The following is a 10947-nucleotide window of genomic DNA, read 5'->3' on the forward strand; positions in this document are numbered from 1 at the left end:
CCCTGCTGGCCCTCACGCCGGCCGTCGCCGGGGCAGAGAAGTTCAAAGTGGCCACAACCTTCACGGTAATTGCGGACATGGCGCAAAACGTGGCTGGAGATTCTGCGGAGGTTGTGTCGATCACCCGCCCCGGAGCGGAGATCCACGGCTATTCCCCAACGCCGCGCGATATTCTGCGTGCCCGCGATGCCGATCTGATTCTGTGGAATGGGCTCAACCTTGAGCTCTGGTTCGAGAAGTTCTTTCGCAATCTTGGCGATGTGCCTGAGGCCGTGGTCAGTGACGGCATCGAGCCAATCAGCATCGCCAAAGGCCCATACAACGGCAAACCCAACCCTCATGGCTGGATGTCATTAGCTTCAGCGTTGATTTACGTTGATAATATCGCTGAGGCACTGGCGGTGCATGACCCCGAGAATGCCGAAACCTACAAAGCAAACGCCGAGGCCTACAAGGCCGAGATCGAGGCGACGATTGCGCCCCTTCGTGAGGCCATTCTTGCCATTCCGGAAGACAAGCGCTGGCTCGTCAGTTCAGAAGGCGCCTTCTCCTATCTGGCGCGCGACTACGGCTTGAAAGAGCTTTACCTTTGGCCAATCAATGCTGACCAACAAGGCACCCCGCAGCAGGTTCGGTTCGTCATTGATGCCGTAAAGGAAAACAACATCGAAGTGATCTTTTCCGAAAGCACAGTCAGCGACAAACCCGCCCGCCAAGTGGCCCGCGAGACCGGTGCGCGCTATGGCGGAGCGCTCTATGTGGACAGTTTGACCGAGGCCGACGGCCCGGCGCCAACCTACCTTGATCTGCTCAAGGTTACTTCCGAAACCATCCTTTCGGGCCTGACCGGAGACGCCGCGAAATGAGCCTTGCGCCCGATCCAGCCGAAGTTTTTGAAGCGGGCACGCCGGAGGCGGGGGCTGGCTTGCTGGTGGAGCACATCACTGTCACCTACCGCAACGGCCACACCGCGCTGCGGGACGCGTCTTTTGAAATACCCAGAGGGACGATCACGGCCTTGGTCGGCATCAACGGCGCGGGCAAATCGACGCTGTTCAAGGCGATCATGGGTTTCCTCAGCCTTGCTACTGGCTCAATCCGGGTGCTTGGCCTACCGGTGCGCGAGGCGCTCCGCAAGAACATCGTGGCCTATGTCCCGCAGGCAGAAGAAGTTGACTGGGCCTTTCCGGTGCTGGTTGAAGATGTGGTGATGATGGGCCGTTATGGCCACATGGGTTTTTTGCGGCGGCCTCGGCAGGCCGACCACGAGGCGGTGACTCAGGCGCTCGCGCGCGTTGGCATGAAAGAGTTTCGCCATCGTCAGATCGGCGAGCTTTCCGGCGGGCAAAAGAAGCGGGTGTTTCTGGCCCGTGCATTGGCCCAGGAAGGGCAAGTGATCCTGCTCGACGAGCCCTTCACCGGGGTCGATGTGACCACCGAAGACGAGATCATCAGGCTTTTGCGCGAGTTACGCGATGAAGGCCGGGTGATGCTTGTTTCCACACACAACCTTGGCTCGGTGCCTGAGTTTTGTGACCGAACGATTTTGATCAAAGGCACGGTGCTGGGCTATGGCCCAACGTCCGAGGTGTTCACCCGTGACAACCTTGAGCGCACCTTTGGCGGCGTGTTGCGGCACTTCGTATTGGGTGGCCCGGATCTGCATGACGATGATGACAAACGCTCGGTTACGGTGATCACCGACGACGAGCGTCCCTTCGTTATGTACCAGGATCACGACAAGCCAGCGCCCGACGAAAACAGCGAGGCCAAAGAATGAGTTGGCTGGAGCCATTTTCCTACGGCTACATGGTTAACGCCATGTGGGTTTCGGCGCTGGTGGGCTGCGTTTGCGCTTTCCTCTCCGCTTTCCTGATGCTCAAAGGTTGGTCCCTGATCGGCGATGCGCTCTCCCATTCCATCGTGCCGGGTGTCGCGGGGGCCTATATGCTGGGCCTGCCCTTCGCGCTGGGGGCGTTTCTGGCTGGCGGCATGGCCGCGGGTGCGATGCTTTTCCTCAACCAACGAACGGGCTTGCGGGAAGATGCGATCATTGGTCTGATCTTCACCAGCTTCTTCGGGCTTGGCCTGTTCATGGTGTCGATTTCCCCGGTCGCCGTCGACATTCAAACCATCACCCTGGGCAATATTCTCGCCATTACGCCGGCAGACACAGTGCAATTGGCGATTATCGGGGGCGTGTCGCTGGTTGTTCTTACCGCCAAATGGCGTGACCTGATGGTCACGTTCTTCGATGAAAACCATGCGCGCTCGATCGGCCTGCCGGTGAACTTTCTGCGCGTAATGTTCTTCACAATCCTGGCCGCTTGCACCGTTGCCGCGATGATGACCGTTGGCGCATTTCTGGTGATCGCCATGGTGGTAACACCGGGTGCCACGGCCTACCTGCTCACCGACCGGTTCCAGCGGTTGATCTGGCTCTCGGTCTTGATCGGCGCGGTGTCAGGCTTCGTGGGGGCCTATATCAGCTATTTCCTTGACGGAGCGACCGGTGGGATCATCGTTTTGCTGCAAACAACGCTCTTCCTTCTGGCGTTCTTCTTTGCCCCCACCCATGGGTTGCTCGCGGCGCGTCGGCGGGCGCGGGCGGTTGTTGAGGAGTTGGAAGCATGATCGACGAACTGCTGCTCCCGTTTCAACTGCCCTTCATGGTCAATGCCTTCGTGGTCGCCGCGATGATCTCTGTCCCTGCGGCGCTTCTATCGTGCTTTCTGGTGCTGAAGGGCTGGTCTCTGATGGGCGATGCCGTTTCTCATGCGGTGCTCCCCGGCGTTGTGCTGGCCTATCTGGTGGGCTTGCCACTTGGGGTTGGGGCCTTTGCCGCAGGCATGAGCTGCGCTCTCGCGACAGGGTTCTTGCAAGAGAACTCCCGGATCAAGCAAGACACGGTGATGGGCGTTGTCTTCTCTGGCATGTTCGCGCTGGGGATCGTGATGTACACGGCGATCACCTCGGAGGTGCACCTGGATCACATCCTGTTTGGTGACATTCTGGGGATCGGCCCGGTAGACCTGTGGGAAGCCGGGATCATCGGCACTGGTGTAACCGTGATCTTGCTGGCGAAGTGGAAAGACTTTTTGCTGCACGCCTTCGATCCTACCCAGGCCAAGGCCAGCGGCCTGCGGGTGGGGTGGCTGCATTACGGGATGCTCGTGCTCTTGTCGCTGACAATTGTCGCAGCGCTCAAGGCCGTAGGGATCATTTTGGCCATAGCGCTGTTGATCGCGCCCGGAGCCACCGCCTTTTTGCTGACCCGCCAATTTGCGCCAATGCTGGGTGTGGCCGTTCTGGTCGCTTTGGGGTGCTCGTTCTTCGGGGTCTATGCAAGCCTGTTTCTCAACAGTGCGCCAGCGCCGACAATCGTGATGGCAATGACGATCATGTTTATTGCCGCCTTCATAATCAATGTGATGCGCCAGAAACGGATCGATAGCGCGGCGGCATGACTGCCACTGGGAAGCGCGGTTAGATAGCTGCGGAATGCCCCGCTTTTGACAGGTCGTATCCGTCAATGGCCCGCGCAATGACACGGGCAAGAGGCAGAGCCTTTTCGCGGATCGCCAGCCCGGCGGAAGAATAATCAACCATATCTTCAAACCGGGTGGCGACGCGCGTTAGCTCGCCGTGCAACCAGCTGGGATCTGCCCCAAGCGCAAGGATTTGGTCGCAAGAGATGCGGAACTCGCACATCAACTGCTCGATCATTCGGCCACGCACGCGATCTTCCTCGGTAAAGACATGGCCCCGCGCTGTCGCGAACTGGCCGGCGCGAACATCCTTGATATACGCCGAGGTTGCTGCCGCGTTTTGTGCATAGCCTTGAGGAAAGCGAGAGATAGATGAGGCCCCCAGACCGATGAGCACATCGGATGTGTCGTCGGTGTAGCCCTGAAAATTGCGCTTTAGCTTGCCGGACCTGAGCGCAGTCGCCAATCCGTCATCCGGGCGGGCGAAGTGATCAATCCCGATTGCCTCAAAACCATCCCAACGAAACAGGCGGGCAGCGGTTTCGAACAGGTCCAGCCGCTCGGCGGGGGTTGGCAGAGCCTCGGTCGGCAGCATGTTCTGGCGCTTGGCCATCCACGGCACATGGGCATAGCCATAAAGCGCCACACGGTCGGGCGAGAGTGAGAGCAGCTTTTCTACTGAGGCGGTGATGCGCTCGTTGGTTTGATGCGGCAATCCGTAAAGGATATCGGCGTTGAGGCTGTGAATTCCCCGAGCGCGGATCATCTCAACCGCTTGCGCCGTCAGCTCATAGCTTTGGTCGCGCCCAATCACCTTCTGGATTTCAGGGTCAAAGTCTTGCACGCCAATAGAGGCGCGGTTCATGCCTGCTTGGGCCAAGACATCAAGGCGGGGGTCGTCGATCTCATTTGGATCAATCTCAACCGAAAATTCTGCACCGTCAGACATAGGCACAACCTCGGCCACCGCGGCTGCGAGCTCGGCCATCATATCCGGGTCCATCAAGGTGGGCGTGCCGCCGCCCCAGTGCATCCGCGAAAGCGTTACGCCTTCGGGTAAAACTTTGCCGAGCATGGCGATTTCGGCTTTCAAAACCTCCAGATAGGCGCGCACCGGGTCATTGGTGCTGGTGCCTTGGGTCCGGCAAGCGCAAAACCAGCAAAGCCGCCGACAAAACGGAACATGCAGGTAAAGCGACACTTGCCCGCCTTCCGGTATGGAACGGACCCAACCTTCAAACCGCTGGCCATCAACCCCTCCGGCAAAGTGCGGTGCCGTTGGGTAACTTGTGTAGCGGGGCACGCGCGCGTCAAAAAGCCCGTGCCGTGCGAGTTGTGAAGTCTGATCCATTTGAGTAGATTGCCGATATCGGGCGCGCGATGCCTTGACGTAGATCAACCTTGGGCAACTGGTGCAAAATGGCCGTAGTCGATATTCAATTCACAGCGCATGATTGCGGTGGCTGCCCGATCAAACATCGGGCGGTATGTGCTCGTTGTGACGATGATGAATTGTCGCTGCTTGAGGAGATCAAATACTATCGCTCCTTTGAAGCCGGGCAAACGGTCCTTTGGTCAGGCGATCCGATGGACTTTGTCGGCTCTGTCGTCACCGGCGTTGCGACGCTCAGTCAAACGATGGAAGACGGGCGCACACAGATGGTTGGCCTGTTGCTGCCATCGGATTTTGTGGGTCGTCCGGGCCGCGGTGAGGCCGCCTATGATGTCACGGCTGTGACGGATCTCACCATGTGCTGCTTTCGGCGCAAGCCCTTTGAAAAGTTGATGGAGCGTACCCCCCATATCGCGCAACGCCTGTTGCAAATGACGCTGGATGAGCTTGATGCCGCGCGTGAGTGGATGCTGATCCTCGGGCGCAAGACCGCGCGAGAAAAGATTGCCTCGCTGATTTTCATACTGGGCCGCCGCGATGCCTCGCTTGGGCTGGGCACCACAACAGTTGGACAAATGACCTTTGATCTGCCGCTCACGCGTGAAGCGATGGCCGACTATCTTGGTCTTACGTTGGAAACGGTGAGCCGCCAGATATCGGCACTAAAGAAAGAAGGCGTAATCGACCTGCAAGGCAAACGCCGCGTGCATGTGCCTGATCATGAACGCCTTCTTGCCGAAACCGGCGATGACGCCGACGGTGGCATGGTCGCTTGATATGCAAGGCGGGCGCCTCCGATGCCCCGCCTCACAAGGTCTGAGTTACCGCGCCATGAACACCGGAACGGGTGGCTCTTCAAGAATGTCTCGGGTCGCGCCACCGAGAATCGCTTCACGAAAACGGCTGTGCCCATAAGCGCCCATCACCAGCAGGTCAGCACCGCTTTCACTCGCGTGGCGCGCCAGCACATCTGAAACTTTCGGCATGGTTTTCGAGAGCACTGAGATCTCGCATTTCAACCCATGGCGTGAGAGCATTTGGCTGAGCGCGCCGCCGGGATCAGAACGGTCCGGGCCGTGACGGGGTGGATCAATAATGGCGATATTCACCAGATCTGTTTGACGCAACAGTGGCATTGCGCGGCGAATCGCAGCCAGTGCCTCGGGGCTTTGATTCCATGCAACCACCGCGCGGCTGGGCTTCACCGGGGCGTTCAGGCCATCGGGCACCACCATCACAGGTGCATGGCCGTCAAACATCGCCGCCTCAAGGGCCACCTCATACTCGGTGCCCCGATCGTTTCCGTAGGGTTGCGGCATGACAACGAGATCAGCAAACCGCGCACGGGACCCCAAGAGCTGGCTTAATCCCGAAAGCTGGCTCACGCCAACCTCGACCGACCAGCGCATGGTGCTATTGCCCAGCCGATCCTTCACCGAAGCCTTGATTGCCTCGGCATCTTTGCGGGCTTCTTCAAAGGTTTCCTGCTGCACCAGTGCATTGGTCCCGGCGTAATAGTAGCCAACCTGGGTGCGGTCACATCCAATACCAATCACTTCCAGATGGGCGGAGTGACCGTCAGCGAGCCCTTCGGCGAACTGCATCGCACGGGAGTTGGCATGCCCTTCGCCCAGCGGCTCAAGCAACGGCACGAGAATCGTTTTTATATCCATGGGCTGACCTCCGGAGTATTGGCCACAGTGCGACGCCCCGTCGCTCCGGGCTTGAATTAGCTTAACAGCCGTTTAACGATACGACATTAACGTCCGGACAAGCCTGCCGCAGAAACGTGGGGAATCATTTGATGTGGATCAAGGCATTCGCAGCAAATAACGACAATTTTGCCGCCAATGAAGACGCTGGGTGGGGTGAGTCTGTCCGTAGCCGGGAAGCTTCAAAACAACGAAGGGACGTAACATGTGGGATTACGTAAAAATCATCCTGCTGGGTTTGATTGCGCTATTTGCGGCGATTGCCGCGAACTATGCGCGAGACCTGGCATATATGGTCCATGCGATCATCATCTTCCTGGTGGCGGGAGGCTTGTTTATCTGGTCGGTCCGCGACACTTGGGAATCCAGGCCTGCGCCGGAGGTGAATGACGAAGGCTACATGGACGGGGTTGTGCGCTACGGCGTCATTGCAACCACGTTTTGGGGCGTTGTGGGCTTTCTGGTCGGCACGGTCATTGCCTTCCAACTCGCTTTTCCCGAGCTGAACTTCCAGCTCCTCAGTGACGGTGTCGGCAACTTTGGTCGCTTGCGCCCGCTGCACACCAGCGCGGTGATTTTTGCATTTGGCGGTAACGCCCTGATCGCAACGAGCTTTTACGTTGTGCAGCGCACCAGCGCAGCGCGCCTGTTTGGCGGCAATCTCGCATGGTTCGTGTTCTGGGGCTACAACCTGTTCATTATTCTCGCGGCAACCGGCTACGTTTTAGGCTCAACGCAGAGTAAAGAATACGCCGAGCCGGAATGGTACGTCGACTGGTGGCTGACAGTTGTTTGGGTCGCCTACCTGATTGTTTTCCTTGGGACGATCATGACCCGTAAGGAAAAGCATATCTATGTGGCCAACTGGTTCTACCTGAGTTTCATCGTCACCATCGCCATGCTGCATGTCGTCAACAACCTCTCGATCCCGGTAAGCATGTTTGGCTCGAAGTCGGTTCAGGTGTTCAGCGGCGTGCAGGATGCGATGACGCAGTGGTGGTACGGCCACAACGCGGTTGGCTTCTTTCTGACAGCCGGCTTCTTGGGGATGATGTATTACTTCGTGCCCAAGCAGGCCGAGCGGCCCGTCTACTCCTACAAGCTGTCGATCATCCACTTCTGGGCCCTGATCTTCCTGTATATCTGGGCTGGCCCACACCACTTGCACTACACCGCCCTGCCGGACTGGGCCTCGACCCTTGGCATGGTGTTCTCGATCGTGCTGTGGATGCCGAGCTGGGGCGGCATGATCAACGGTCTGATGACGCTTTCGGGCGCATGGGACAAGCTGCGCACCGATCCGATCATCCGGATGATGGTGGTGTCCATCGGCTTTTACGGCATGTCGACCTTCGAAGGCCCGATGATGTCGATCCGCGCGGTGAACTCGCTCAGCCACTACACCGACTGGACCATTGGCCACGTGCATTCCGGTGCCTTGGGCTGGAATGGCATGATCACTTTCGGCGCGCTCTACTTCTTGACGCCACGCTTGTGGAACCGCGAACGCCTTTACAGCATGTCGGCAATAAACTGGCACTTCTGGCTCGCGACGATCGGCATCGTGCTCTACGCGTCGTCGATGTGGGCAAGCGGCATCATGGAAGGCCTGATGTGGCGTGAAGTTGATGCCAATGGCTTCCTCGTACACGCATTCGCCGACACCGTGGATGCTAAATTCCCGATGTATGTGGTGCGTGCGCTTGGTGGCGTGATGTACCTCGCCGGCGGGCTGATCATGGCGTGGAACCTCTGGATGACTGTGCGCAAGGGCGAGGCGAAAACGCCCGTCTCTGCCGCTGTCGCCGCTGAATAAGGGAGACCTGCAAGATGGCACTTCTCGACAAACACAAGATCATCGAGACCAATGCGACGTTGCTGCTGGTCCTCTCCTTTCTGGTGGTCGCCATTGGCGGCATCGTGGAAATCGCCCCGCTGTTCTGGCTTCAGAACACGATTGAAAAGGTGGAAGGGGTTCGCCCCTACACCCCACTTGAGCTGACGGGCCGGGATATCTATGTCCGGGAGGGCTGCTATGTATGCCACTCCCAGATGATCCGGCCCATGCGGGACGAGGTGGAGCGGTACGGGCACTACTCGCTCGCCGCCGAGTCGATGTATGACCACCCCTTCCAGTGGGGCTCCAAACGGACCGGGCCTGATCTGGCTCGTGTGGGGGGGCGCTATTCGGATGAATGGCACGTCGATCACCTGACCGATCCGCAATCTGTGGTGCCCGAGAGCGTGATGCCCAAGTATGGCTTCCTTCTCGATAAGCCCATTGAGCCGACTTACATCCAGGATCTGCTCAAGACCCATCGCTTCGTTGGTGTGCCTTACACAGACGAGATGATCGAGGCATCGGCAGCGGATTACACCGCACAGGCCGACCCCGACAGCGATTATGATGGGTTGCTGGAACGCTACGGCGAAAACAGCGTGCAGGTGCGCAACTTCGATGGGCAGGCCGAACTCACCGAGATGGATGCCCTGGTGGCCTATCTTCAGGTGCTCGGCACGATGGTGGATTTCTCCACCTTCACGCCCGACGAGAGCCGGTAAAGGGGGGGAGAGCCAATGGACACCTACTCCATCCTGCGCGAAATCGCGGACAGCTGGGTATTGCTGCTGATGTTCGTCTTCTTTCTGGGCGTCGTGTTTTGGGCCTTCCGGCCCGGATCCCGCCGCGCTCATGACGAAAGCGCCAACCTGATCTTCCGCAATGAAAAGCGCCCTGCCAAGGGCGGCGGCTTCGAGGAGGCCAAGAAATGAGCAAGAAACCCGTAAAGAAGGAAGAGGTCGAAACCACCGGCCATAGCTGGGACGGGATCGAAGAGCTAAACAACCCCCTCCCGCGCTGGTGGCTCTGGACGTTCTACGCCACTATCGTTTGGGCTATCGGCTACACTATCGCCTACCCGGCCTGGCCCATGGTCAAACAAGCGACTGCTGGCGTGATCGGCTTTTCCACCCGCGCCCAGGTGGCCGAAGAAATCGCCCGCTTCGAGGCGCAAAACGGGCCAATGCGTGACAGGCTGGTTGGCGCGGAGTTGACCGAAATTAGCGCTGACCCCGAACTCAACAGCTTTGCCCAAAACGCGGGCGGCGCGGTCTTTCGCACATGGTGTGCGCAGTGTCACGGCTCTGGCGCCAACGGTGCCAAGGGCTATCCCAACCTACTGGACGACGACTGGCTTTGGGGCGGCGATATCGAAGCGATCCACACCACGATCGCCCATGGTATCCGCAACGAAGAAGACGGTGACGCGCGTTATTCGGAGATGCCTGCATTTGGCCGGGACGAAATGCTTGAACCCGAGCAGATCACGCAGGTCGTCAACTATGTGATGTCGCTCTCCGGTGAGCCACAAGACGCCTCCATGGTAGAAGAAGGAGCGGTCGTGTTTGAAGAAAACTGCGCCTCTTGCCACATGGAAGACGGCACAGGCGACCGTGAGCAAGGCGCGCCCAATCTGACGGACGCAATTTGGCTCTATGGCGGTGACTATGACACGCTCATGGACACCGTTGTGAACGCTCGGTTCGGCGTGATGCCCTCATGGAGCTACAATGACCGCCTCTCTGAAGCAGAGATTCGTGCCGTTGCGACCTATGTGCACTCTCTGGGTGGCGGTGAAGCACCGGTCGTTGACGAATAAGCGCTCATCTACCCACAACACACGTCAATTGGCCGCCAGGGGAAACCCAGGCGGCCTTTTTCTTGGGACATTGAGAGACCTCGTGTGATGTAAAACGCTCTCCATCCTGTAGGTTGGTTGCTGCGCGCCGTGGTGCCTGAACCGAAGCCCCCAACACGTCAATCAATCGCGACTCTGTAGCTTCGGTGAAAACCGCGGATCGCGAGAGTCTGCTTAAACCCCGATTGTGGTCCGCCCTGTTTGGAAGGGTAGATCATATCAGCACCTGTGCCAAATGCGTTTCGAGCGTGGTTTCAGGAAGACAGGGAAGATGGGTCAAGCGGGAGTGCCACAGTGGCGCGCTTGTGGCTCTCTGCGGTGAGGGGCGCCCGCTACCCTAGTTGGAACCCCCATACTGCAAGATGTCTGGCAAGCACACCGGCATTATGAGGGTAACGAGTGCCTTAGCGACAGCCGTAAAGTTCTGCGTGAAGCGGAGCCGGCTATTTGTGGGAGAGGCCCGCGGAAACAGTAGATGCCGTGCCGGGCTGGATAGAGGTACGCGTGAAGTCGCATTTTGTGTCACACCTGTGCGTCACACCACTTTAATATTCTACTATCATGCTTCACTGTAAGGAAATGCTGGGAATTTGGTGGAGCCTAGCGGGATCGAACCGCTGACCTCCTGCATGCCATGCAGGCGCTCTCCCAGCTGA

General features: G+C 58.5%; 11 protein-coding genes. 9 read left to right on the forward strand and 2 right to left on the reverse strand.

Features of this window, described 5'->3' with window-relative positions:
- Window positions 1-2 precede the first annotated feature (2 nt).
- The 4 genes from P1U55_RS13265 to P1U55_RS13280 are packed head-to-tail and all read left to right on the forward strand — an operon-like array spanning window position 3 to window position 3467.
- Window positions 3-866, forward strand: a complete 864-nt coding sequence (locus P1U55_RS13265; protein ID WP_366943057.1) for a metal ABC transporter substrate-binding protein — start codon at window positions 3-5, stop codon at window positions 864-866.
- Complete coding sequence (locus tag P1U55_RS13270) at window positions 863-1780, forward strand: manganese/iron ABC transporter ATP-binding protein (RefSeq protein WP_301048101.1); 918 nt, start codon at window positions 863-865, stop codon at window positions 1778-1780. Before P1U55_RS13265 ends, P1U55_RS13270 begins: the two co-directional genes overlap by 4 nt.
- Entirely contained in the window at window positions 1777-2634 is an 858-nt protein-coding gene (locus P1U55_RS13275; RefSeq protein WP_301048102.1) for a metal ABC transporter permease, read from the forward strand. The genes P1U55_RS13270 and P1U55_RS13275 overlap by 4 nt, the downstream gene beginning before the upstream one ends.
- Complete coding sequence (locus tag P1U55_RS13280; RefSeq protein ID WP_301048103.1) at window positions 2631-3467, forward strand: metal ABC transporter permease; 837 nt, start codon at window positions 2631-2633, stop codon at window positions 3465-3467. The genes P1U55_RS13275 and P1U55_RS13280 overlap by 4 nt, the downstream gene beginning before the upstream one ends.
- 19 nt (window positions 3468-3486) lie before the next feature.
- Here the strand turns inward: P1U55_RS13280 and hemN are convergent, their stop codons facing one another.
- Window positions 3487-4839, reverse strand: a complete 1353-nt coding sequence (gene hemN / locus P1U55_RS13285) for an oxygen-independent coproporphyrinogen III oxidase (RefSeq protein ID WP_301048104.1) — start codon at window positions 4837-4839, stop codon at window positions 3487-3489.
- A 68-nt stretch (window positions 4840-4907) separates the two neighbouring features.
- Here hemN and fnrL point away from each other — a divergent pair, with 68 nt between their 5' ends.
- Window positions 4908-5657: a transcriptional regulator FnrL gene (gene fnrL / locus P1U55_RS13290; RefSeq protein ID WP_301048105.1), complete on the forward strand. Its 750-nt coding sequence runs from the start codon at window positions 4908-4910 to the stop codon at window positions 5655-5657.
- Window positions 5658-5702: 45 nt separating this feature from the next.
- Here fnrL and P1U55_RS13295 read toward each other — a convergent pair whose 3' ends face one another.
- Window positions 5703-6554 (reverse strand): universal stress protein, encoded by an 852-nt coding sequence (locus tag P1U55_RS13295; RefSeq protein ID WP_301048106.1) that lies wholly within the window; start codon window positions 6552-6554, stop codon window positions 5703-5705.
- Between the two features lie 244 nt (window positions 6555-6798).
- Here P1U55_RS13295 and ccoN point away from each other — a divergent pair, with 244 nt between their 5' ends.
- Genes ccoN through ccoP form a run of 4 tightly spaced genes read left to right on the forward strand, consistent with a single transcriptional unit; the run spans window position 6799 to window position 10252 of the window.
- Complete coding sequence (gene ccoN, locus P1U55_RS13300) at window positions 6799-8409, forward strand: cytochrome-c oxidase, cbb3-type subunit I (RefSeq protein WP_301048107.1); 1611 nt, start codon at window positions 6799-6801, stop codon at window positions 8407-8409.
- Window positions 8410-8423: 14 nt separating this feature from the next.
- The gene (gene ccoO, locus P1U55_RS13305; RefSeq protein ID WP_301048108.1) at window positions 8424-9155 is read left to right on the forward strand and encodes a cytochrome-c oxidase, cbb3-type subunit II; all 732 of its coding nucleotides are present in this window, start codon (window positions 8424-8426) and stop codon (window positions 9153-9155) included.
- Between the two features lie 15 nt (window positions 9156-9170).
- Entirely contained in the window at window positions 9171-9365 is a 195-nt protein-coding gene (locus P1U55_RS13310; protein ID WP_301048109.1) for a cbb3-type cytochrome c oxidase subunit 3, read from the forward strand.
- Window positions 9362-10252 (forward strand): cytochrome-c oxidase, cbb3-type subunit III, encoded by an 891-nt coding sequence (gene ccoP / locus P1U55_RS13315; protein ID WP_301048110.1) that lies wholly within the window; start codon window positions 9362-9364, stop codon window positions 10250-10252. The genes P1U55_RS13310 and ccoP overlap by 4 nt, the downstream gene beginning before the upstream one ends.
- Window positions 10253-10947 lie beyond the last annotated feature (695 nt).

It is taken from the genome of Vannielia sp. (assembly GCF_029212645.1).
Taxonomy (GTDB): Bacteria; Pseudomonadota; Alphaproteobacteria; order Rhodobacterales; family Rhodobacteraceae; genus Vannielia.

Excerpts from the sequence above, each read along its gene's own strand:
- P1U55_RS13270 (WP_301048101.1), top strand. The coding sequence starts at position 863 with ATGAGCCTTGCGCCCGATCCAGCCGAAGTTTTTGAAGCGGGCACGCCG.
- P1U55_RS13275 (WP_301048102.1), top strand. The coding sequence starts at position 1,777 with ATGAGTTGGCTGGAGCCATTTTCCTACGGCTACATGGTTAACGCCATG.
- P1U55_RS13280 (WP_301048103.1), top strand. The coding sequence starts at position 2,631 with ATGATCGACGAACTGCTGCTCCCGTTTCAACTGCCCTTCATGGTCAAT.
- hemN (WP_301048104.1), bottom strand. The coding sequence starts at position 4,839 with ATGGATCAGACTTCACAACTCGCACGGCACGGGCTTTTTGACGCGCGC.
- fnrL (WP_301048105.1), top strand. The coding sequence starts at position 4,908 with ATGGCCGTAGTCGATATTCAATTCACAGCGCATGATTGCGGTGGCTGC.
- P1U55_RS13295 (WP_301048106.1), bottom strand. The coding sequence starts at position 6,554 with ATGGATATAAAAACGATTCTCGTGCCGTTGCTTGAGCCGCTGGGCGAA.
- ccoN (WP_301048107.1), top strand. The coding sequence starts at position 6,799 with ATGTGGGATTACGTAAAAATCATCCTGCTGGGTTTGATTGCGCTATTT.
- ccoO (WP_301048108.1), top strand. The coding sequence starts at position 8,424 with ATGGCACTTCTCGACAAACACAAGATCATCGAGACCAATGCGACGTTG.
- P1U55_RS13310 (WP_301048109.1), top strand. The coding sequence starts at position 9,171 with ATGGACACCTACTCCATCCTGCGCGAAATCGCGGACAGCTGGGTATTG.
- ccoP (WP_301048110.1), top strand. The coding sequence starts at position 9,362 with ATGAGCAAGAAACCCGTAAAGAAGGAAGAGGTCGAAACCACCGGCCAT.